At 71.4% G+C, this 21333-nt stretch carries 19 protein-coding genes and 3 pseudogenes; 10 read left to right on the top strand and 12 right to left on the bottom strand.

What is annotated here, in order from left to right; translation table 11 throughout:
* Positions 1-361: 361 nt before the first annotated feature.
* Both ACQP1S_RS05610 and ACQP1S_RS05615 read right to left on the bottom strand, forming a co-directional pair.
* A complete protein-coding gene (locus ACQP1S_RS05610; protein ID WP_432903743.1) occupies positions 362-1177 on the bottom strand; it encodes an inositol monophosphatase family protein in 816 nt (271 codons plus the stop codon).
* Positions 1174-1935, bottom strand: a complete 762-nt coding sequence (locus tag ACQP1S_RS05615) for a DUF5919 domain-containing protein (protein WP_432903746.1) — start codon at positions 1933-1935, stop codon at positions 1174-1176. Before ACQP1S_RS05615 ends, ACQP1S_RS05610 begins: the two co-directional genes overlap by 4 nt.
* Positions 1936-2300: 365 nt before the next feature.
* On the opposite strand from ACQP1S_RS05615, the gene ACQP1S_RS05620 reads away from it, so the two are divergent.
* The 5 genes and pseudogenes from ACQP1S_RS05620 to ACQP1S_RS05640 all read left to right on the top strand — a co-directional run bounded on the left by ACQP1S_RS05620 (position 2301) and on the right by ACQP1S_RS05640 (position 7921).
* Positions 2301-2579 (top strand): hypothetical protein, encoded by a 279-nt coding sequence (locus tag ACQP1S_RS05620; protein WP_432903749.1) that lies wholly within the window; start codon positions 2301-2303, stop codon positions 2577-2579.
* A complete protein-coding gene (locus tag ACQP1S_RS05625; protein ID WP_432903752.1) occupies positions 2576-3523 on the top strand; it encodes an FAD-binding oxidoreductase in 948 nt (315 codons plus the stop codon). The genes ACQP1S_RS05620 and ACQP1S_RS05625 overlap by 4 nt, the downstream gene beginning before the upstream one ends.
* Before the next feature lie 445 nt (positions 3524-3968).
* Entirely contained in the window at positions 3969-5828 is a 1860-nt protein-coding gene (locus ACQP1S_RS05630) for a GmrSD restriction endonuclease domain-containing protein (protein ID WP_432903755.1), read from the top strand.
* Between the two features lie 66 nt (positions 5829-5894).
* Positions 5895-7216, top strand: a pseudogene (locus ACQP1S_RS05635) (AAA family ATPase).
* A 336-nt stretch (positions 7217-7552) separates the two neighbouring features.
* A complete protein-coding gene (locus ACQP1S_RS05640; RefSeq protein ID WP_432903758.1) occupies positions 7553-7921 on the top strand; it encodes a globin in 369 nt (122 codons plus the stop codon).
* A 48-nt stretch (positions 7922-7969) separates the two neighbouring features.
* Here the strand turns inward: ACQP1S_RS05640 and ACQP1S_RS05645 are convergent, their stop codons facing one another.
* Entirely contained in the window at positions 7970-8848 is an 879-nt protein-coding gene (locus ACQP1S_RS05645; protein WP_432903761.1) for a cellulose binding domain-containing protein, read from the bottom strand.
* A 196-nt stretch (positions 8849-9044) separates the two neighbouring features.
* Between ACQP1S_RS05645 and ACQP1S_RS05650 the strand changes: the two are divergent.
* Positions 9045-9404, top strand: a pseudogene (locus tag ACQP1S_RS05650) (GNAT family N-acetyltransferase); the annotation flags it as partial.
* Between the two features lie 99 nt (positions 9405-9503).
* Here ACQP1S_RS05650 and ACQP1S_RS05655 read toward each other — a convergent pair.
* From ACQP1S_RS05655 to ACQP1S_RS05675, 5 genes are all read right to left on the bottom strand, one after another.
* Complete coding sequence (locus ACQP1S_RS05655; protein WP_432903764.1) at positions 9504-10355, bottom strand: aldo/keto reductase; 852 nt, start codon at positions 10353-10355, stop codon at positions 9504-9506.
* A 69-nt stretch (positions 10356-10424) separates the two neighbouring features.
* A complete protein-coding gene (locus tag ACQP1S_RS05660) occupies positions 10425-11621 on the bottom strand; it encodes an endonuclease (protein ID WP_432903767.1) in 1197 nt (398 codons plus the stop codon).
* A gap of 165 nt (positions 11622-11786) precedes the next feature.
* A complete protein-coding gene (locus ACQP1S_RS05665) occupies positions 11787-12008 on the bottom strand; it encodes a TM2 domain-containing protein (RefSeq protein WP_432903770.1) in 222 nt (73 codons plus the stop codon).
* A 267-nt stretch (positions 12009-12275) separates the two neighbouring features.
* Entirely contained in the window at positions 12276-12719 is a 444-nt protein-coding gene (locus ACQP1S_RS05670; RefSeq protein ID WP_432903773.1) for a Rho termination factor N-terminal domain-containing protein, read from the bottom strand.
* On the bottom strand, positions 12716-13648 hold the full coding sequence (locus tag ACQP1S_RS05675) for a ParA family protein (protein ID WP_432903776.1): 933 nt from the start codon (positions 13646-13648) through the stop codon (positions 12716-12718). Before ACQP1S_RS05675 ends, ACQP1S_RS05670 begins: the two co-directional genes overlap by 4 nt.
* Positions 13649-13704: 56 nt before the next feature.
* Between ACQP1S_RS05675 and ACQP1S_RS05680 the strand changes: the two genes are divergently transcribed.
* Positions 13705-14793, top strand: coding sequence for a hypothetical protein (locus tag ACQP1S_RS05680; protein WP_432903779.1), 1089 nt, complete (start codon positions 13705-13707; stop codon positions 14791-14793).
* On the opposite strand, the gene ACQP1S_RS05685 is transcribed toward ACQP1S_RS05680, so the two are convergent.
* From ACQP1S_RS05685 to ACQP1S_RS05700, 4 genes are read right to left on the bottom strand one after another with little or no spacing between them, the layout of a single operon-like run.
* Positions 14681-15244 carry an SOUL family heme-binding protein gene (locus tag ACQP1S_RS05685; protein ID WP_432903781.1) on the bottom strand — a complete coding sequence of 188 codons (564 nt, stop codon included), beginning with the start codon at positions 15242-15244 and terminating at the stop codon, positions 14681-14683. The genes ACQP1S_RS05680 and ACQP1S_RS05685 overlap by 113 nt on opposite strands.
* A gap of 41 nt (positions 15245-15285) precedes the next feature.
* Positions 15286-16005, bottom strand: coding sequence for a YqeB family protein (locus ACQP1S_RS05690; RefSeq protein ID WP_432903784.1), 720 nt, complete (start codon positions 16003-16005; stop codon positions 15286-15288).
* Positions 16006-16007: 2 nt separating this feature from the next.
* Positions 16008-16790 carry an ABC transporter permease gene (locus ACQP1S_RS05695; RefSeq protein ID WP_363671192.1) on the bottom strand — a complete coding sequence of 261 codons (783 nt, stop codon included), beginning with the start codon at positions 16788-16790 and terminating at the stop codon, positions 16008-16010.
* On the bottom strand, positions 16787-17686 hold the full coding sequence (locus ACQP1S_RS05700) for an ABC transporter ATP-binding protein (RefSeq protein ID WP_091251538.1): 900 nt from the start codon (positions 17684-17686) through the stop codon (positions 16787-16789). The genes ACQP1S_RS05695 and ACQP1S_RS05700 overlap by 4 nt, the downstream gene beginning before the upstream one ends.
* 133 nt (positions 17687-17819) lie before the next feature.
* Between ACQP1S_RS05700 and ACQP1S_RS05705 the strand changes: the two genes are divergently transcribed.
* The 3 genes and pseudogenes from ACQP1S_RS05705 (at position 17820) to ACQP1S_RS05715 (ending at position 21289) form a co-directional block, all read left to right on the top strand.
* Positions 17820-19061 (top strand): sensor histidine kinase, encoded by a 1242-nt coding sequence (locus ACQP1S_RS05705; RefSeq protein WP_432903789.1) that lies wholly within the window; start codon positions 17820-17822, stop codon positions 19059-19061.
* Positions 19058-19794: pseudogene (locus ACQP1S_RS05710) on the top strand (response regulator). Before ACQP1S_RS05705 ends, ACQP1S_RS05710 begins: the two are co-directional and overlap by 4 nt.
* A 49-nt stretch (positions 19795-19843) precedes the next feature.
* Positions 19844-21289 (top strand): ATP-binding protein, encoded by a 1446-nt coding sequence (locus ACQP1S_RS05715; RefSeq protein ID WP_432903791.1) that lies wholly within the window; start codon positions 19844-19846, stop codon positions 21287-21289.
* Positions 21290-21333 lie beyond the last annotated feature (44 nt).

The following is a 21333-nucleotide window of genomic DNA, read 5'->3' on the forward strand; positions in this document are numbered from 1 at the left end:
CGGCCCGACCTCCTCGCCGTCGAGATAAAGCGTAGCTTTCCGAATAATGGCCGGTCCGAGGCCGGCATTTTGGATTCGGATTCCTGTCAGGCCGCCATCCGTCCGGAGGCAGTCCAGGCTCAGCAACGGACGAACCGATTGGAAGTTGTGCCTTCGGCTTGCCCTTGCTTCGGTGATCGAGACTACAAGTGAGGCGATGGCAATCACAGTTGCAGAAATGGCAGTTATCGAATTTGCGTCCATAGCTCTCCTGTTCGGAAGGGCGGGCCATGCCATTAACTCGTAGGCGCCATCATCCAAGCTACGTCGTTCGGGCAACCTGGAATGGTCGGAGCGCGCTCATGCCGCCGGCCGTGCGCCGTCACGTTGCGCGGATGCGATGACGCCTCTGGTCAGCCGTCCGAGAGACTGCGCCGACCAGCGTCAGCGCCTCCTCCACCAGACGGGGAGTTAAGCCGAGGGTTACGGACGAGCGTGGGCAGTGTCCGCTTCCGTCTCGGTCCACAACGACAGCGCCCGCCTCGCGAGCGATTGCCACTCCGGCCGTCATGTCCCACGGATGGTTGGACAGGGTAAGCGCCGCGTCGATCCGGCCTTCGGCAAGCCAGGCCAGGTCCAGCGCGGCGGTCCCGGTCATCCGCACTCGCTGCACCGCCTCGGCCAACCGTGCCGTCAAAGCGAGACGCGCCCGGTTCTTGATGGCGGCGTCCGAGCCGACGGCGTAGTCGCCGATCGCCACCACCGCATCGCTCAGCCTGCTGGTGTCGCTGACCCGAATGGGCTTCCCGTCGACTGTCGCGCCGTCGCCACGGGCGGCGACATACCGGTTCCCCAGGAAGGGTGCCTCGATGACGCCGAGGACTGCGTCATCCCCGTGCAACAGCCCCAGCGACACCGCGCACAGCGGAATGCCGCGCACGAAGTTGGCCGTCCCGTCGATCGGGTCGAGCACCCACTGCATCTCGCCAGTGGCCTGGACCCCGCCTTCCTCACCAAGGAACCCGATCTCGGGAGTAGCGGCCTGGAGGAACGCGCGAACCTCCCGCTCGATCTCGTAGTCGAGCTGCGACGCGAAGTCCCGCTCGCCCTTGGCGGTGAGGGCACCGGGGGAGCGGTGCCGCATCATCTCGGCTGCCCGTGCCACTGCCTCCTCGGCCACCGGAAGCAGGTCGCTCATAACTGCCGGCCTCGCTGCCACTGCGCCTCGAAGAACTGCTCGAAGATCGGATACAGGCAGGACCGGTCATCCTGCCGTCTGACCACGAAGGTCGGAGAATCGACCCCTCGGCTCACCGGCAGGTACGGCTGCGCCACACAGAGGTCATCCGCCAAGACCACGTTGAAGCGGAGTGTGTCGTCGTAGACGGCCAGTTCCAGGTGATCGCGTAGTCCTTCCGGCAGCCGCTCGCGAACCCGCATCAGCGTCTCGATGTTCAGCTTGGTCAGCCCGGAGAGCTGACCTGGTGTGAATCCTTCCTCTGCCTCGCGTGCCTGCACGGCCGGCCCTGCGGGATCAAGGAACAGGCAGCGGGCTCGTCCACCTGCTCCGAGTAGGCCACGCCACTGGCTGTCGGCGAAGCCCTGGGCAAGCAGGTTGAGCGAGAGCCCGATAGCGCGAACCATCGTTGCGCCGCCCAGAAGATGGTCGGGCGAGATCTGGGTGGAGAACTCTGAGCGGCTCGAAAAGACGGCGACGAGGTCACCGAGCTGCGTTGCGTCGCTAACCGGCGGATAAGGCGCGACAGTGGGGGACGGTGCTGCGGCTTGCAGCGTGGCCACGAAACGGTCCCGTGCTTCCGCAGGAGCCTTGCCCAGCGTGGTATCGAGCGCTGACTGCATCTCAGGGCGTGGGGTGACACTAGCGCCGCCGGCCTCCCACTTGGACACTGTCCGCTCAGCCACGCCGAGATGTGACGCGAAGTCGCGGATGCTCATCCGGAGTGCGTGGCGGAGGGTCCTGCTCTCCTGACCGCTCCATCGCTGCACGGTCGTCATGGTGCCGCCTCAGCTCATGTCGAGTTAGGTCAACGTGCACTGTATCGGCAGTCCGTGCAGCGCGGTGACCGTGGAGGTGCAGTCCGTGGTCATGTCGTCTGCGGGATCGCCTGACCAGGGTGAATGCATGGCCCGGGGCGGGTGCTGGGCTCCGGGGCGTGTCGACCCGAACGACACGACCTCGTCCCCGCCCGCCCCGGTGCCCGTCACCACTTCCGCGACGTGCAGGGGCCGCAGACACCATGACTACCGCCGCAACAGGTTTCCCATCCCAGCCGACGGCCACGCCCGAGCGGGGAGCAGGCGTGACGCCGGCCGAGATCGTACGCCGGTGGCTGCGACTGGTGGTGGCGGACGCGGAGCTGTCCCCGTACCTCATCGGGGTGGATGTTGATCGGCTGGCCGGGCAACTGACGGCGAGCGTGACCGCCGCGCTCGCCGGGGAGCCGGCGGACGCCTGGGGTGGGCTCGGCCTGTCCGAGGCGCAGCACCGGCGCATCGGTGACTACCTGGTCGGAGTCTGCTGGGCGGCGTACCTGCCCGACGAGCGGATCGCCCAGGTACGCCGGGCGGTGGCCCGGTGAGGGAGGCCGACGAGTTGCGGGTGGCGTTGCCGGGTCGGCTCGCCGCGCACGATGCCGAGTTGCTGATCGCCACGCTGTGCCGGCTCGCCACCGACCCGGAGCCAGCGGCGCAGGCCGTGACGCTGACCGTGCTGGGTCACGCCTTTCGCCGGTTTGCGTTGCTGCCGCACGCCGCGTTGATCGTCAAGCTGTCCCGGGCCGACGTGCCGGTGGAGTTGCTGCGGCAGGCGGCGGCGCGGGCCGACGACGACCCGCCGTGGCGGCCCGCCCTGGTGGTCGCCCGCGAGAAGGCCGGCGAAGAGACCGCCATCCTGACGGTACGACCCTGGCAGCGACTGTCGTACCTCCCCGGCCAGGCCGTCCCCGTCAGCACGCCGCACGTCCCCGGTCGGTGGCGCTGGTATTCCCCCGCCAACGCGCCCCGCCCCGACGGCACCATCGAGCTGCACGTCCGCGCCGTCCACGTCGGCAGCGTCTCGGTCAGCCTCGCCTACGAGGTACGCCCCGGCGAGCTGCTCTGGCTCGGCCCGCCCTACGACACCGGCCAGCACCTGCGCGACGGTGACCTGCTGCTGGTGGCCGGCGGCACCGGGCTGGCCCCGCTGCGCGCCCTGGTCGAGCAGGTCGCCGCCGCCCCCGACGGCCGCCGGGTCACCCTGATCGTCGGCGCCCGCACCTTCTTCGACCTCTACGACTCGATCGCCCTCGACAAGCTCCAGTGCGCCCACGACTGGCTGACCATCGTGCCCGTCTTCTCCGACGACCCGCACGCCGACCCGGCCGAGCAGGGCGACGCGGTCACCTATGCCCTGCGCTACCACCGAACCCACCAGCAGGTGTACGTCTGCGGCCCACCCGCCATGCTCGCCGTCGCCCGCCGCTGGCTGCCCCTGGCCGGCATACCGGGGGACCGCCTGCACCTGTCCGACCTGCCGAGGCCCTGATGGGCGTCAGGACTGCCATACCGCCAAGCGGATCAGCCGAAGCTGATGTAGCTACGTGGATAATGTTGAACTGATGCTGTCAGATCCCAGACAGAAGGCATAGGGCCAAGCAGCGACTGGTGGCGTCGACATGACTGTTCCCGTTGCTTCTGCTTGCCCATTGCGGTAGCGCTGATCAGCGCAGACACGGCAGGCTCGGCCGAGATGATTCTCGCGAATCATCGACGGAACTCGTTCACCAGCGATGAGGTGGAGCGGGGTCTCCGGACGGGAGGCTACCTTGGCCTCCTCCCTTCCTAGGTCTTGAGGGGTAAGGTCCGAGGCCCGCAGTGGGACAGTTGATGCTGTCGCGAGCGTGGCAGGGTTACCTGACGTGGTCCGCTACCGGTCGTCGGCGTGACTGTCCAGCTGGCTCGACCATCGCCTAAAAGAGGTGCATCGACCTATGCCGTTCGAAAGTCCAGATTGGCCTTTGGCTGAACTGCTTCGCGACATCCGGGCGGGGAAGGTGCAACTGCCCGACTTTCAGCGCGACTGGAAATGGGATGATGCGCGTATCGTAAGCTTGCTGGCTACGATAACGCGCGGCTATCCAATCGGTGTGGTCATGACCTTGGAGACCGGTGGCGATGGGGCGCGCTTCAAGCCGAAACCACTTGCCGGCGTTCCCGCCACGGGCCTTCCCGGGCCGGAGCAGTTACTTCTTGATGGGCAACAACGTCTCACATCCCTGTACCAATCGTTGATGTCTGGGAAGGTTGTTGACACCACTGATGACCGGGGAAAGCGCCTGAAGCGGTGGTACTACATCGATGTCGACCAGGCTCTTCGTGACGAGGGCGACCGCGAGGAGGCGATCGTCAGTGTTCCCGAGGACCGCGTAATCCGAGACGATTTCGGTAGGCGGATTGTCGCTGATTACAGCACCATGGAGAAGGAGTGCGCGGCGGGGATGTTCCCGTTTAGCATCGCGCTCGATGGTGACGCCAAGCTTGACTGGTCGCTCGAATTTATCGGGGTCGACCTCGATCGGCGAGCTAAGTGGAAGCAGTTCCAGAGTAGCGTTCTCGATAACTTAAGCTCGTATCTTGTGCCAGTCATCAAGCTGACCAAGACGACGCCGAAGGAAGCGGTTTGCACTGTCTTCGAGAAGGTGAACACCGGTGGCGTCGCACTGAACGTCTTCGAGCTGCTGACCGCAACCTACGCAGGCGACAAGGCGTACTTCACTGCGCAGGGTGAAGATTTTCGCCTCAATGATTACTGGCGGGACGTGCAGCAAAGGCTGGAACCGCATCGGGTGCTCCGCTTCTTGGAGAATACCGATTTTCTGCAGGCGGTAACTCTACTCGCCACTTGGGAGCGTAAGCGGGCCTATGAGGGTGATGCGCGTAATGCGCCTGGCGTGGGCTGCAAGCGACGAGACATGCTGCGACTCAAGTTGACCGAGTTCCTGCATTGGGCGCCAAAGGTTACCGAGGCATTGGAATGGGCGGCTGCTTTTCTGGCGGCAGAGCACATCTTCGATGCCCGCGACGTGCCTTACCGAACCCAGCTGGTTCCGCTAGCTGCGATCGGCGCGGCCCTTGGCGACGAGGCCGCGCTGTGGGGCCATGACACAAAACTGCGACAGTGGTTTTGGTGCGGTGTGCTCGGTGAGCTGTATGGCGGCGCGACGGACACCCGCTTCGCCCGTGATCTCGAACAGGTCACCTCCTGGTTGGAGGGTAGAATCAGGGAACCGCTTACAGTTACCGATGCCTCCTTCCATGAAGATCGCCTTTATACCCTTCGGACTCGCAACAGTGCTGCTTACAAGGGAATCTATGCGCTGTTGATGCGACAGGGTGGGAGGGACTGGATGAAGGCGGAAGCGCTCGGTCAAGCCGCGTTCTACAACTACAAGGTAGATATTCACCACATTTTTCCCAAGGTGTGGTGCGAGCGGAATGGAATTGACCCGATATGGCGGGAGAGTATCGTCAATAAGACAGCCCTTTCCCGGCAGACTAATCTCAAGATCGGCGGCCAGTCGCCCCGGGACTACCTGCCAAAGATCGAGCGTGCCGCTGGAATCAAGTCGAAGGATCTGGACGCTATCCTGGCGACGCACGCCATTGAGCCGAAGTATCTCCGACGGGCCGACTTTGATAAATTCTTCGACGCGCGTGCCGAGGCGCTCCTGAATCTTGTAGGAGCTGCGATGGGTAAGCGGGCTGTTCGCAGCGGTGAAACCGAAAGTGACGAGTCTGCGTCTGCCTATGACTTGGAGCGCGAGGAGCTGGGTGACGAGCCAACTAGCTGATGACATCCGTATCGTGACGGTACCGCCGTTGGCATAGGCGGTAGGTGCTGGTGGGAGGTGAGGTCGATGCTCGGGCTTGAGGTGCCGCCGGCCGTCGAGGCGGAACGGGTCGTCACGGCCGTGCTGGCCGACCTGCGCTCGGGCGACCACCGGGGCGTCGTCGTCGACTCGCCGCCCGGGGCCGGCAAGTCGACCCTCGTCGTGCGGGCCGCCGTGGAGCTGGCCGCCGCCGGTGAGCCGCTGATCATCGTGGCGCAGACCAACGAGCAGGTCGACGACCTCATCGACCGGCTCGCCACCAAGGCCCCCGAGCTGCGCATCGGCCGGCTGTCCGCGACCGACTACCGGCCGTCGGAGCGGGTCCGGGGGCACGACACGGTCCGGGTCGCGTCCAAGGTCGCCGACCTCGGGGGTCCGGCCGTCACCATCGGTACGGCGGCCAAGTGGGCCACGGTCACCGAGGGGCGGTGGCCGTGGGCGATCGTCGACGAGGCGTACCAGATGCGCTCGGATGCGCTGCTGCGGGTGGCCGGGCGGTTCGAGCGGGCGCTGTTCGTGGGTGATCCCGGGCAGCTCGACCCGTTCTCCACCGTCGAGACCCTGCGCTGGACGGGCCTGAGCTGGGACCCGATGCAGGCGGCGGTGGCGGTGCTGCTGCGCCACAACCCGGAGCTGCCGGTGCACCGGCTGCCGGTGTCCTGGCGGCTGCCGGCGTCGGCGGCCCCGGTGGTCGCGGCGGCGTTCTACCCGTTCACCGGCTTCCGGGCCGGCACCGGCCCGGCCGACCGGGCATTGACGCTCACCGGCCCGGGGTCGGGCGACGCGCTGGACGCGGCGGTGGAGCTGGCCGTCGGGACCGGCTGGGCGTTGCACGAGCTGTCGGCCCGGCACACCCTGCGTACCGACGCGGAGGCCGCCTCGGCGTGCGCCGCGCTCGCCCTGCGGGTGCTGCGCCGGGGGCGGTCGCGGTCTCCGAGCACGCGCCGGCCGGCGCGCCGGTGACCGCCGACCGGATCGCCGTCGGTGCGGCGCACCGCGACCAGGTCGCCGCGATCCGCGCCCAGCTCGGCGCGGCCGGGGCGGGCATCACCGTGGACACCGCCAACCGGCTCCAAGGTCGGGAGTACGACGTGACGATCGTGCTGCACCCGCTCTCCGGCCGGCGGGACGCGACGAACTTCCACCTGGAGTCGGGGCGGCTGTGCGTGCTGACCTCCCGGCACCGGCACGCCTGCATCGTGGTGGCCCGCGCCGGGATCGGTGAGCTGCTGGACGCCCACCCGTCGACGGAGTCGGTGTACCTGGACGTGCCGGTGAAGTTCCCCGACGGCTGGGCCGCCAACCAGACCACCATGGCGTTCCTGGCCGACCATCTGGCGTCGGCCTGACCCCGATTCGGTGTGCGCCGGGGCCGGTCGCACTGTGTCCCACCACCCGATGCTGCTGCGATGACGGGATGGACCTCGCCGGATGACGCCCGCCGGGACTGCTCTCGTCAGGGGTGACGACGCCCGATGGGGCCGCTCTCGCCGGGTGACGACCGACAGGACCGCTCTCGCCGGGTGACGACGACTCCTGAAGCGGTCATGCCTGTCGGGCATGAATATGACCCACCGTCATACGCCGCACCGGGAATACTGCCTCCGTACGCCGCCCGGCGGTGATCTCGCCATCACCAGGTCGCCTGATGAACTGAGGGTGCGCGGTGATCCGTACTGACGGATGTGCGGACGACGGAGTTGGTCACCTGCCCCCGGAACGCGTTCGACTGGCTCGGCCCGGCCGGCGTACGGGCGGTGGTGATCCGCTGGCTGCGTCTGGTCGCCGCGGACGCCGAGCTGGCGCCGTACCTGATCGGGCTGGACCGGCCCCGGCTCGCCTGCCGCCTGACCGCCCTACTGGCCGTGGCCCTCGGCGACCCCGGCGGGGACGGTGGCCGGGCGGCCGGCGGGGCGTGGCGGCGGCTCGGACTGACCGACGAGCAGCACTGGCGGGTGCTGGACTACCTGGCCGCCGTGCTGTGCGGCCTTAGCCTGCCGGTCGACACGATCGTCGCGGCCCAGCGCGCCGTCGCCGGCGAAGCACACGCGTGAGGCATGCCGCTGGCGAGCGGCCTTTGCCCGTGGAGGGTGGGCCGGTGGTCAGCCCCAGTTGTCGCCGTACTCACGGACCCCGTTGACGTCGAGGGTGATCCGGCTGTTGGCGGCCCACGCGCCGGTGGCCGCCTGCCAGCTCGGGTCGTCGCGTTCGTCGATCGCCGTCCAGTTCGGGCGGTGCAACCGGAGCTGGATCGGCCCGGAGGACGCCCCGGGGGCGAGCACGCCGGTGGTGAAGGTCAGCTCCACCCAGCCGGGGAACGGGGTGCCGGGCACCGGGTAGACGGTCGGGGTCGGGCTGGGACCAGGCGGCGGCGCGGGCGGCGGAAAATACTGGAGGGTACGCCGGATGGTGGCGCAGCCCAGCGTCGCCCAGTCGCACTCGGTGCTCAGCGCGGCGTTGCCGTTCTCGAAACGCAGGTGGTAGCGGACCCGCACGGTGGTCAGGTCCAGCGGCGCGGTGCCGGTGTTGGTGACGGCGAGCCGGAACTGGGCCTGGTTGTCGGTGGGCGCCCAGTCGAGGTTGAGGTAGTCGACCTTCGCCCGCCCGTACGCGGTGCGCACCTCGGTGACCGGCGAGGCGTCGGAGTAACCGCCGATCGCGTACGCCTGGAGGGCGATCCGGTAGTCGGTGCCGGGGGCCAGGTTGGTCAGGGTGATGCCGGCGGTCTCCGTGCTGCCCAGACCCCGGTAGGCGTTCGGCCCGATCGGCGAGAGCACGTCGTAGGTGACCGGGCCGCCCGGCTCGCCCTTCCAGGTCGACGGGGTCCAGCTCAGGGTGAGCCGGTGCGGGTCGTTGGTCACCACCACCGGGGCGCCGGGGGTGGTGAGTGCCGGGGTGTCGTCGGCGCGGGCGGCGCTGACCGCGACCAGGCTCACGAGCGCGGCGACGGTGGCGGTGGCGGTGATGCGGGCGGCACGCATGCCGGGGATGCTACGGACCTAGATGCGCATCTATCAATGACCGATATGGTGGCTGACTCGTTTGCGTCATCAGCTCGACAGCGTGGTGACCCGCCACCGGCTCCCGGCGGCTCGGCGGTGACGAGCCGCCGGGAACCGCCCGGTTGTCGGTGCCGGCTGCTTCAATGGGTGCCGCCGACACGGACGGGGCAGCCGGATGACCGGGGTACGCATCGCGCGGTGGCAGGCCGACGACCTGGAACTGCTGCGCCGGCTCAACGTGCCGGAGGTTCGCGACCACACCGGCGGCCCGGAGACCGACGAGCAGGTGGTCGCCCGGCACGAACGGTACGTACGCGGCCACGGCCCGCGCAGTGGCCGCATGTTCACGGTGGTGCTGCCCGACGGGCGCAAGGTCGGCAGCGTCGGCTACTGGGAACGGGTCTGGCACGACGTCCCGGTCTACGAGCTGGGCTGGGCGATCCTCCCCGATCACCAGGGCCGGGGGCTGGCCACCGCCGCCACGCTGGCGGCCCTCGCCGACGCCCGCGCCCGGGGCCGGCACCGATGGGCGCACGCCTACCCGTCGTCGGCCGCGCCCACCAGGCAGCATTCCCGCCGAGACGCGCCACGGGCGGGACCCGCGCGCGGGTCCCGCCCGTGGCGCATGTCGCGCTCAGGCGGGGATGTAGTCGAAGACGTCCGGGTTCGGGCCCGTCCGGCCCGTCTCGCCCCTGTCCAGCCCGCTGATCCGTTCCATGGCCGTGTCGTCCAGGGTGAAGTCGAAGATCCGGAAGTTCTCCTCGATCCGCTTCGGCGTGGTCGACTTCGGGAAGACGATGTCGCCGCGCTGCACGTGCCAACGCAGCACCACCTGGGCGGGGGTGCGCCCCACCTGCTCGGCGATGTCGACGATCGTCGGGTCGTCGAGCACCCTGCCCTGGGCGATCGGCGACCACGCCTCGGTGAGGATGTTGTGGGCGTCGCCGTACGCGCGCACCTGCTCGTTGGTGAGGTACGGGTGCACCTCGATCTGGTTGACCGCCGGCACCACGTCCGCCTCGGCGGCCAGCCGCTCCAGGTGCGGCACCTGGAAGTTCGACACCCCGATCGAGCGGGCCCGGCCGTCGCGCTGGAACTCCTCCAGCGCCTTCCAGGTGGAGACGAAGTCGCCGTCGTAACGGGTCGGCAGCGGCCAGTGGATGAGGAACAGGTCGATGTGGTCCATCTTCAGCGCGGACAGCGTCGACTCGAACGCCTTGCGGGCGTCCTCGGGGCGGTGGAAGCCGTTGTTCAGCTTGCTGGTCACGAAGACCTCGCCCCGGTCCAGCCCGGAGGTGCGGATCGCCTCGCCGACCTCCGCCTCGTTGCCGTACATCTCGGCGGTGTCGATGTGCCGGTAGCCGATCTCCAGCGCCCGGCTGACGGCCGCGGCGGTGTCCTTCGGCTCGATCTGGTAGACCCCGAAGCCGAGCTGCGGGATGGTGTTGCCGTCGTTGAGGCTGATGTCGGGAACGGTGTGTGCCATGCCGGGGGTTTACCCGGTCAGGCCGCGTCCTCACGGCCCGACCGGGGTGATCTGTGACAACCGGACCGTTCAGCCCCAGATCGCGGTGGCCCACTCCGGGTGGTCGACGAACGGGTTGCGGTTGCCCTGCCAGCGCTCGTAGATGCGCTGGTTGCGGCGCTGCTCGAAGGCGTCCGGCGGGTCCTGCCGGTGCCACTGGAGCAGCACCGGCAGCCGGCCCAGGTAGGGCGCGCTGCCGTTGCTGACGGAGTTGTTCATCTCCAGGTTCGGCCAGCCGTCGTCACCCTCGTACCGGATCGCCATATACATGATCATGCGGGCGACGTCGCCCTTGACCGCGTTGCGGGGCTCGAACGAGTCGGCGTCCGTGTAGCTGCCGGCGGCCTCGGCGACCGCGCTGCCGCCGGTGTCGAAGTCCTTGTTGCCGCGTGCGGAGTTGACCGTCACGTCCTCCGGGCGCAGGTGGTGCACGTCGGTGCCCGGCCCGGTGGCGGTGCCGAAGTCACCGTGCGACTTGGCCCAGACGTGCTCCCGGTTCCAGTCGTTGGACCCGCCGCCGTTGCTGCTCTTGCTCTGCGACCGTCCGCTGTAGAGCAGGATGACGTTGTTGGCGTTCGCCGGGTCCTGGTCGGTGTCCTTCAACGCGTCCCACACCTGGTCGTAGCTGAGCTTCGTCTGGGTCCTGATGATGGTGTGCAGCGAGCCGCGCAGCGCGCTGCCGCTCTTGCCGACCGCGTTCGCGTAGTACGTCGAGTCGTACGGCCCGGTGGAGCCGGTGGGCGCGGGGGTGGGGGCGGCGGTCGCGGTGGGCGTCGGCGTGCTGCCGCCGCCGAGGCTCATCGCGCTCGGGCTCTTCAACCCACCGTGACTGAAGTACGCGGTCAGCGTCCCGGTCGCGGTGACCTGCCGGCCGCGCAGCGTCGGGTTGGTCAACAGCCCGAACGTGCTGCGGTAGTCGGCGGTGATCTGGACGTAGAGCATCCGGCTGGTGCCGGTCTCGGTGGCGGTGTCGGCCAGGGCGATGGCGGTGTCGGCGGTGTAGCCGGAGGTGAGCACCGTGCTGGCGCCGGTCGGCTGGCCGATCACGTAACCGGTGACCGTGGCGGTCCGACCGTCCTGGGCGGCGAGGGCCTGCGCCACGGTCGACGTGGCCGCCGCGGACGCCGAGGTCGCGGTCACCGCCACCGGGACCGCCAGGGTGACGGCGGCGGCGAGCGCGGCGATCAGCCGCCCGGGTCGCGGGCGGGTGCTGCTCTTCATATCCATGCCCGGCGATGTTATCGGCCGGAACCCGGCCGGCGGGAGGTCGACGAGGTGAATTCCCGCCCACCGCCAACCGCTGCGGGCCGAGGCCCCACCCACCCGGCGACGCCCCCGGGACCGGGGCCGCTGCGGGTGGGGCCGGGACCGGTCGGCCCCGGCCTCACCGGCTCACTTGGCGAGCGGCTGGCCCTGCTTGTCGCGGAACGCGCCGACCAGGATCATGATCAGATCGATGAAGGCCCAGATGCCCAATCCGCCGAGGGTGATCAGCTGGAGCACGCCGGTGCCGACCTTGCCGGTATAGAACCGGTGCGCGCCGAGCACACCGACAAAGAAGCAGAGCAGCAGGGCGACGACCCAGGACTTCTGGGCGGTGACAGGAGAGGTCACTGCGGTCCTTTCTCAGGTGGAGACAGTCGCGGGAGCGTATCCACCGGCCCGGTGTCGCACAAGATCGAAAGTGTCGGCTCCGACCGGAGGGACGAGCAGGTCCGGGCTGTGCGACCGGCCCCCCGACCGCGAGCCGGCCACGGACCCCGCCGCCGGTCGGATCGGGCCGGTCGGATGGACACGGATCGGGCCGGTCGGATGGCCGCCGGTCGGGTCGGTGCCGGGCCGGTCGGATCGATTGCGGGTCGGTGCGGAGCCGGAGCCGGCTCAGCGGGCGCGGACGGCGGCGGAGGCGACGCGGAACCCGATCGTCCGGTCGACCAGCCGTTCCACCAGTTCCGCCTTGCGCAGGCCGCCCACCCCGCGCAACCCGAGCCGGGCGGCCAGCGCCCGCAGGTCCCGGATCGACCAGGGCGTCAGGTACGCCGTACCGTCCCGGCGGTGCGCCATGGTGTCCAGCGTGGCCGATGCGGCGTCCAGGTCGACGCCCGACGGGGTGGGCTGCACCGGCGCGGCCGGCGGGGGAGTCGCCGGCGTCGGGGCGGCCGGCCGGTCGGCGGCGTCACCGGTCGGTGCCACCGGGACGACGACCAGCCGGGCCCGGCCCTGCGCCAGCGCGGCGACGTCGGCGGCCGACAGCCCGGACAGCAACTCACCTACCCGGGCCAGCACCCCGGCCGCGAGGTCCCCGCCGGGCGGCGTCCCGGTCACACCACCACCTCGCGCGGTTGCAGGTGGGCGATGAACTCGGTGGTGATCTGCCGCAACTCCTCCTGCACCACCGGCGAGGTGACCCGGTGACGCAGCACCACCGGCACCCCGCGCGGGGTGTTCCCGGCGAACAGGGTGATGTTCTCCCGCAGGGCGGTGGGAAAGACCGGCAGCCCGAGGGCGCGGACCTGGTCCAGGTAGCCCTGGTGGGCGGCGATGGGCCGCTGCGCGGTCAGCTGGATCATGGTGAAGACCACCCCGGCGATGTCCGGGGCCACCTTGTGGTGCCGGCGGCTGGTGGCGAACCGGCGGGCGTCGGCGTTGTAGCGGTCGACCAGTTCGCGGACGCTGCCGCAGAGGTGGTCGATGCCGAGGGTGGACAGGTAGTCCGCCTTCGCCGGGATCAGCAGGTGGTCGCTGGCGATGACGGCGGACTGGGTGACCACGTTGAAGTTCGGCGGGCAGTCGATCAGCACCAGGTCGTAGCCGTCGAGCGCCGCGTCGTGCAGCCCCTCGGCCAGCGCCCCGCGGACCCGGAACAGCTCCCGGTCGTAGTCCTCCCCGTCGGCCACGCCCCGGGCCAGCGCCAGGTCGATGTCGGCCAGGCCGAGGTGCGAGGCGATCAGGTCGAGCCGCCCGGCCCCGGACAGGTGCGCGTTGGCCGGGCCGGGGGAGACCACCAGCTCACCCAGGGTCACCGCCGGGGTGTCCCCGCGCAGGCCGTCGTACCAGCGTTTCACGGTGCGGCCGTCGCGCAGCCGTTCCCGCCAGTCGTCCGGGTCGTAGAAGCTGAACGTCAGGCTGGTCTGCGGATCGAGGTCGATCAGCAGCACCTTCATCCCCCGGTTGGCCAGTTCGGCTCCGAGGTTGGCGGTCACGGTGGTCTTACCCACCCCGCCCTTGTAGTTGATCACGGACACCACGTACACCGACGGCACCTCCCCAGAGGGGGAACCGTAACCGCCAGGATGGCGTCTGACCATCCATGATGTCCTCCCCGGCCGGTCACGCTCCGCGATCGGCCGGCCGGCTCGTCGCCGTCGGTGCCGGGTTCGCCGCCCTGGCCGTGCTGCTCTGGGCGGTCGGCATGACCGTGTGGCAACCGCTCACCGAGCCGGTCGGCCCGTGGTCGGAGCGGCTCCCCGAGGCGCACACCTACTGGGCCCGTGACCTGCGTTTCCTGGCGCTGATGGCGGTCGTGTCCGGGCTGGTGCTGGCCGGTGGCGGCCGGCGACCCTGGACCCTGCGGGCCGTGCTGCTCGGCGGCGGCGCGCTGGCCGCCGACGTCGCCGTCGACCGGGCCGACCCCACCGGCCCCGGCGCGACCGTGTCGCTCGTCGTCCTCGGCTGGCTGGCCGTCGCCCTCACCGCTGCCTCCGCCGTACGCCGGGACGCAGCGCCCGGTCGGGACCGAGCCGTGTTGGCCGGACTCTCCGTCGTCGCGGCGGTGTTGGCGCTGGTCGCCGTGCTGACCCGGGCACCGACCGACCGGGAACCCGAACTGGGTCCGGCCGCCCTGATGACCGGTCTGCTCCTGCTGGCGTTGACCGTGGCGGCTGCGCTGGCCGCCGCACCCGGGCGGGGGCGGGCCCGGACCGCGGTGGCGGTGGGGGTGGCCGTCGTCGGCGGGGTCGGCCTGCCGTTGGTCCGGCTCGTCGGGCCGGCCGACCGGCTGCCCCCGGCGGCGGTGCTCGGCGCGGTGCTGCTGGTGGGGGTGACGGTGCTGACCCGGCCCTGGTCGGGCGGTCGACCGGCATGGCGGCGGTACGCGCTGCTCGTCCCGGTCACCCTGGTCGTCCCGCTGGCGCTGCTGTCCGGCGCGCTGCTGGTCAGCGCGGTTCTCGGGCTCGGTGCCCCGTTGACCGCGCTGGCCGGCAACAGCCCGATCGCCGGCTCCGATGCGCTCCCGTCGCTGGCCGGGCTGCTCGCCGGTCTGGGCACCGCGTTGCTGCACGCCGGGGTCACTCGACGACCGGCAGCACCACCTCGTTGTGTCGCAGGAACCACGGCTTCCACGGCGGGTCGTACCGGGCGTACCGGATCGCCCCCGACGGGGTCAGGCCGGCGTCGGTGACGGCCCGGCCCAGCGCGGTGGCCCGCTGCGCGAAGGCCCGGTCGGTCCACCGCCCGGCGAACCGGACCGCCGCGGCGAGTTGCTCCGGGATCTCCCGGACGGTGATCCGGGGGTCCTCCGGCTCGGGCACGGTGGCCGGGCTGAGCCGCGCCGGCAGCACGAACCACACCAACCAGTTCCCGGGTCGGTCGCCCTCCTCCTGGACCACCGGCGCGGTCATCGCGATCTGCTCGGAGCCGGTCGCCTCCTGGACCACCGGCCCGCTCGCCCCCATCCGCCGTCGGGACCGGTTGGCCCCGGACAGGTACGCGGCCAGCGGCCGGAACGCGGCGGTGCCGGCGGCGGCGAACCCACCGTCGATCCGTAGCTCGGCGACCAGGTGGGCCGGGTACCGGCGCAGCTCGAAGCCGGGGTGCCGGCCCAGCACCCGGTACGGCTGCTGCTCGGTCATGGGGCACGCTCCCGGTTCCGGAGATCTCCTCCACCGCAAGGCTACCGCCCGTCGGGGTTTTCCTCCCGGGGAAGCGGAACGGTCCGCCAGTACTGCCGGCTGCCCTCGTCCCGGACGACCACCCCGAGCCGGGCCAGTTCACCGCGCAGTTCCCGGGCCTCGCGCTGCCGGTCGGCCTCGACGGCCTGCTGCCGGACGCGCAGCAGCGGGTCGGCCCCCGGCGGGAGGTCGGGCAGCCCCGCCACCCATCGGCGGAAGGCGTCCCGGTGCGGGTCGGCGTCCTGCCACGGCCAACCGTGTTCACGGAAGGCGTCGCGCAGTCGACGCGGGCTGAGGTCGGACCGTTCCCGGGCCAGTTCCGCACCGGCGGGGTCGAGCAGCACCAGCTCCTTGCGGTCGGCGAAGACGGCGGTGACGGTCCGGCGGGCCAGATCACGGTCGACGCCGTCGCGGCGCAGCCGTGCCCCGGCCCGGTCCACGGTGACGATCAGCCGTTCCTGGGTTCCGACAAAGGCGACGAACAGGCCGGCCAGCACGCCGAGCGCCACGCCCCCGGCCAGCGCCCGTCGGTACGGCAACCCGGCGACCAGCTCGAACCAGCCCTGCACCGGGGCCCAGGGCAGCCCGGCCACCCAGTCGGCGACCAGCGGCAGCAGCCCGCCCACGGCGGCGCCCAGCAGCGGGAAGCCGACCCACATCACCACCAGCTCCCCGACGTCACCCCCGACCGTGGTCGGTGCGCCCGGCTCCCCCGCCCGCATGGTCAGTGCACCTCCCGCCGCATCGTGCGCACCAGCCCGGCGGCGAGCGGCGCGGCCACCCAGACCAGCAGGGACACCCCGAGCCGGCCCCACTGCCCGGCGGTCACGTCCGGGCCGAGCAGCGGCTCCATGGTGATCGAGGTGTCCAGCCAGCGGGCCGGGCCGTGCAGCGCCGAGATCATCGCGGAGAGGATGCCCCACACCGTCGGCAGCAGCAGCGAGGTGACGATCGCCAGCGGGGTGTTGAGCAGCAGCAACCCGAACCCCGCGCCGATCAGCACGTTGATGGCCTGGAACACGGCGGCGTGCCCGGCCACCGTCCAGTCGAAGTCCCAGCTGCCCGCCCCGCCGGTGACCCCGGCCAGCAGGGTGCCGGCGGCGGCGACGGTCAGGCTGACCAGCACCGACGCCAGCGCGGCGAGCAGCACGGCGGCGAGCTTGGCGACCACCACCCGCTCCCGGCGTGGCACCAGGGCGAACGTGGTCAGGGCGGTGCGCTGGGACCACTCGGCGGTGATCGACAGGATGCCCAGCACCGGCAGCAGCAGCGCCACCGGCGCCAGTGACGCGGTGAAGAAATTGGTGAAGGTCTGCGCGGCGTCGTCGACGAAGCGCAGTTGCAGCGCGACGATCGCGGCGGCGATCAGCCCGATCGAGGCCAGCAGCCAGCGGCCGGCCCGGGTGTCGCCGAGCTTGCGCAGCTCCACCCCGATCAGCCGGGCCAGGGACGGTCCGGGGACCGCTTCCCGGACGGGGGCGGGGGGTGTGGTCGTCACGGTGGTCATTTCACGGCCTCCTTGGTGCTCGCGCCGGCGGTCAGGGTGAGGAAGAGCTGTTCCAGGCCACCGCCACCGGCCGGGCGCAGCTCGGTCAGGACCAGCCCGGCGTCGGCGGCGGCCTGCCCGACGGCGTCGGGCTCGGCGCGGACCACACACCCGCCGTCGGCGCTGCCGGTGGCGTCCAGCCCGGCCCGGTCGAGGGTGAGCCGCAGGGCGTGCGGGTCGCGGGCCCGGACCAGCGTGCCCGCGCCGGCCAGCAGCTCGTCCTTGCCGCCCTGGGCCACCACCCGGCCACCGCCGATCACCACCAACCGGTCGGCGACCGCCTCCACCTCCCGCAGCAGGTGGGAGGAGAGCAGCACGGTGCCGCCCCGGTCGGCGAAGTCGCGCAGCAACCCGCGCATCCAGAAGATCCCCTCCGGGTCCAGGCCGTTGGCCGGCTCGTCGAGGACCAGCACCCGGGGCTCGCCGAGCAGCGCCAGCGCCAGGCCGAGCCGCTGCCGCATCCCCAGCGAGTACGCCCCGACCCGTCGCTTCGCCGCCACCGGGTTCAGGCCCACCCGGTCGAGGACGGCGGCCACCCGCCCGGCGTCCACGCCCATGGTCCGGGCGGCCAGGGTCAGCGTCTCCCGCCCGCTGCGCCCGACGTGCTGCGCCGAGGCGTCCAGCAGCACGCCCACCTCCCGCCCCGGGTTGGGCAGCTCCCGGTAGGGGCGGCCGGCGACGGCAGCGGCGCCGGAGGTCGGGCGGGTCAGCCCGCAGAGCATCCGCATGGTGGTGGACTTGCCGGCCCCGTTCGGGCCGAGGAAGCCGGTCACCGTGCCGGGTTCGCAGCGGAAGGAGACGTCATCGACGGCGGCGTGCGGGCCGTACCGCTTGGTGAGGTGGTCAGCGGTGATCATGCCGTCGAGCCTGTCGGAGCCACCCGGCCGGGCGCTGCGGCCGGCGGTCGAGCGTCACCCCTACCTAGGTCTACCGGCAGACCTCGACTTTGGTCGGTGTCCGGGAGGCCGGCCGGGTTTCTAGCATGGGTGGGTGAGTGCTGCCGTCGTACCCGATCATCCCTGGCTGCTGCCGGGGGCGCTGACGCCCGAGGCGAGGTCGCCCCGGCGTACGCCCCGGGACTGGCTGGTCGACGTGGTGGCCTTCCTGCTCGCCCTCGGCTGGGCGCTGGTGGCGTTCGGTGACGCGGTGTCATCGAACCCGCAGTTCGCCCACAACGCGGGCCCGTCCTGGCTGGTCGGGGTCGACCTGCTGGCGGGTCTCGCCTGCTGCGCGGCCCTCTGGCTGCGCCGGCGTTGGCCGGTCGGGCTGGCCGTGGTCGGACTGCCGCTGGCCCTGTTCTCGGTGACCGCCGGGGTGGCGCTGCTGATCGTGGTGTTCACCGTGCTGGTCCACCGGCCGCTGCCGGTCGGCGCGGCGCTGGTCGGCTTCCACCTGCTGACGGTCCCGCTCTACACCGCCGTCCGCCCCGATCCGTCGCTGCCCTACTGGGGGACGGTGGCCTGGACGGTGATGTTCATCGGCGTGGTGGTGGCCTGGGCGATGTTCGTCCGGGCCCGCCGGCAACTGGTGCTGTCACTGCGCGACCGCGCCCACCGGGCGGAGGCCGAGCAGCAGCTCCGCGTCGACCAGGCCCGCCAGCTGGAACGCACCCGGATCGCCAGGGAGATGCACGACGTGCTGGCGCACCGGATCTCGCTGCTCAGCCTGCACGCCGGGGCGTTGGAGTTCCGCCCGGACGCGTCACCGCAGGAGGTGGCGCGGGCGGCCGGGGTGATCCGGGGCAGCGCCCACGCCGCCCTGCAGGACCTGCGCGAGGTGATCGGGGTGCTCCGCGCCGACACCGCCGGCGGCGACACCGGCCCGGAACGCCCCCAACCCACCCTCGCCGACGTGCCCGCGCTGGTCGCCGAGTCCCGGGCCGCCGGGGTGCGGGTCACCCTGGTCGACGAGGTCGCCGACCCGGCGGACGTGCCGACGGCGGTGGGGCGCGGCGCGTACCGGATCGTGCAGGAGGGGCTGACCAACGCGCGCAAGCACGCTCCCGGGGCGACGGTCGCCGTCCGGCTGGCCGGCGGCCCGGGACGGGAGCTGAGCGTCGAGATCCGCAACCCGTGGCCGGTGGGCCCACCCTGGTCGGTGCTGCCGGGCGCCGGCACCGGGCTGGTCGGCATCGCCGAGCGGGTCACCCTGGCTGGTGGCCGGCTGACGCACGGTCGGGACGACGCGACCGGCGACTTCCGGCTGGCCGCCCGACTGCCGTGGCGGGCATGAACCGCCCGGCCGGGACCGCCGCCCGGTTGCCCGGTGGTACCCGGTGACCGGCACGACGGACGGCGGCGACGCCCCGGTGCGGGTGTTGATCGTCGACGACGACGCGCTGGTCCGCGCCGGGCTGTCGATGATTCTCGGTGGCGTGCCGGACCTGCGGGTGGTGGGCGAGGCGGCCGACGGCGACGAGGTGCCCGCCGCCGTCGCCGGGTGCGCGCCCGACGTGGTCCTGATGGACATCCGGATGCCCCGGGTGGACGGGTTGGCCGCCACCGAGGCGCTGCGGGCGCTGCCGCACCCGCCGGAGGTGCTGGTGCTGACCACCTTCGACGCCGACGAGCAGGTGCTGCGGGCGTTGCGGGCCGGCGCGGGCGGCTTCCTGCTCAAGGACACCCCACCCGCCGAGATCGTCCGGGCGGTGCGCCGGGTGGCCGCCGGCGAGGCGACCCTGTCGCCGACGGTGACCCGGCAGCTGATCAGCCACCTGACCGACGGGCCGACGCCGGGCCCGGACCCGCGCCGGGACCGGGCGCTGCGGCTGCTGGCCGGGCTCACCGAGCGGGAACGGGAGGTGGCGGTGGCGCTCGGCCAGGGCCGGAGCAACGCGGAGATCTCGGCGGAGCTGTTCATGAGCGTGGCGACGGTGAAGGCGTACGTGTCGCGGCTGCTGACCAAACTGGCGTTGAACAACCGGGTCCAGGTGGCGCTGCTGGTCCACGACGCGGGCCTGGCCTGACAGCACCAGACCCTCAGAGTTGATACCCTCATCTGTGGTGGTATCACCGATGAGAGTATCGGAGCTGGGCGTGGACGGCTTTGTGGGACGTGACCGGGAACTCGGCCTTCTCGACGGCATCCTGGGCAAGGTCAGCCGGGGTGGGCGGGCCGGACGCCCCGGTCGGGCGCTGTTGATGCGTGGACGTCGTCGGGTCGGCAAGTCCCGGTTGGTCGAGGAGTTCGTCGACCGGGCCGGGGTCCCCTACCTGTTCTTCACCGCATCCGCCCAGCCCACCCTGGCTGCCGATCTCGCCCTGTTCGTCGAGGCCGTGGTCGGGTCCAGCCTGCCCGGTGCGCAACTCTTCGCCGCCCAACGCCCGAGCACCTGGGACGCCGCGCTCACCCTGCTGGCCGCCGCCCTGCCGACGGACCGGCCGGCCGTGGTGGTGCTCGACGAGTTGCCCTACCTGATCGCCACGGACCCCGGACTGGAGGGCACCCTGCAGAAGGTGTTCGACCGGGAGTTGTCACGGCTGCCGGTGCTGTTGGTCTGCATCGGCTCCGACCTGGCGATGATGGAGGCGCTGAACGACTACGGGCGGCCGTTCCACCAGCGGGCGACGGAGCTGGTGGTGCCGCCGCTGAGCCCCACCGACGTCCGGGACATGCTCGGGGCGGCACCGGCCGACGCCTTCGACGCCTATCTGGTCTCCGGCGGCCTGCCGCTGATCCTCGACGAGTGGCCCGCCGGGGCCGGCCTCGCCGACTACCTCGCCGAGGCGGTCACCGACCCGACCTCCGCCCTGCTGGTCAGTGCGGAACGGGCGCTGGCCGCCGAGTTCCCGACCCAGTCGCAGGCCGGTCTGGTGCTGCGGGCCATCGGTTCCGGTGAACGCACCTTCTCCCTGATCGCGCGAGCGGCCGGTGACCTGCCCCAGGCCTCGCTCAGCCGGGCACTGCGGTTGCTGGCCGACAAGCGCATCGTCGAGGTGGCCACCCCGCTGTCCACCCGCCCCTCCCGGGAGACCCGTTACACCGTCGCCGACCCGTACCTGCGCTTCTGGCTGACCTTCCTCGGCCCGTACCTGCCCGAGATCGAGCGCGGACGGGGCGATCTCACCCTCGCCAGGATCCGCACCTCCTGGACGTCCTGGCGGGGCCGGGCGATCGAGCCGGTGGTACGGGAGGCGCTGCGGCGACTGCCGGCCGGCCACCTGCCCGACGACACCGCCGTGGTGGGCGGCTACTGGACCCGGACCAACGACCCGGAGATCGACCTGGTCGGGGCGGACCGGGGGCCGGTCGCCCGGCGGATCACCTTCGTCGGCTCGGTGAAGTGGCTGGAGAACCGACCCTTCGACGGGCACGACCTGGGTCGGCTCACCCTGCACCGGTCCCGGCTGCCCGGTGCCGACGAACAGGTGGCGCTGCTGGCGGTCGCCCGGGCCGGTGCGGTGGTGGACGGTGTGCGGGTGTTGACGCCGGAGGATCTGCTCACCGCCTGGGGGGATTGAACCGCCGCCGGTCACCGCCCGTACCACTGCGCGAGGATGCGTTG

The sequence above is a fragment of the Micromonospora matsumotoense genome (assembly GCF_050951065.1).
Lineage (GTDB): Bacteria > Actinomycetota > Actinomycetes > Mycobacteriales > Micromonosporaceae > Micromonospora > Micromonospora matsumotoensis.

Bases quoted from the DNA above. Each gene is read 5' to 3' on its own strand.
- ACQP1S_RS05610 (WP_432903743.1), bottom strand. From the start codon at position 1,177: ATGAGCGACCTGCTTCCGGTGGCCGAGGAGGCAGTGGCACGGGCAGCC.
- ACQP1S_RS05615 (WP_432903746.1), bottom strand. From the start codon at position 1,935: ATGAGCATCCGCGACTTCGCGTCACATCTCGGCGTGGCTGAGCGGACA.
- ACQP1S_RS05630 (WP_432903755.1), top strand. From the start codon at position 3,969: ATGCCGTTCGAAAGTCCAGATTGGCCTTTGGCTGAACTGCTTCGCGAC.
- ACQP1S_RS05645 (WP_432903761.1), bottom strand. From the start codon at position 8,848: ATGCGTGCCGCCCGCATCACCGCCACCGCCACCGTCGCCGCGCTCGTG.
- ACQP1S_RS05655 (WP_432903764.1), bottom strand. From the start codon at position 10,355: ATGGCACACACCGTTCCCGACATCAGCCTCAACGACGGCAACACCATC.
- ACQP1S_RS05660 (WP_432903767.1), bottom strand. From the start codon at position 11,621: ATGGATATGAAGAGCAGCACCCGCCCGCGACCCGGGCGGCTGATCGCC.
- ACQP1S_RS05680 (WP_432903779.1), top strand. From the start codon at position 13,705: ATGATGTCCTCCCCGGCCGGTCACGCTCCGCGATCGGCCGGCCGGCTC.
- ACQP1S_RS05685 (WP_432903781.1), bottom strand. From the start codon at position 15,244: ATGACCGAGCAGCAGCCGTACCGGGTGCTGGGCCGGCACCCCGGCTTC.
- ACQP1S_RS05690 (WP_432903784.1), bottom strand. From the start codon at position 16,005: ATGCGGGCGGGGGAGCCGGGCGCACCGACCACGGTCGGGGGTGACGTC.
- ACQP1S_RS05695 (WP_363671192.1), bottom strand. From the start codon at position 16,790: ATGACCACCGTGACGACCACACCCCCCGCCCCCGTCCGGGAAGCGGTC.
- ACQP1S_RS05700 (WP_091251538.1), bottom strand. From the start codon at position 17,686: ATGATCACCGCTGACCACCTCACCAAGCGGTACGGCCCGCACGCCGCC.
- ACQP1S_RS05715 (WP_432903791.1), top strand. From the start codon at position 19,844: ATGAGAGTATCGGAGCTGGGCGTGGACGGCTTTGTGGGACGTGACCGG.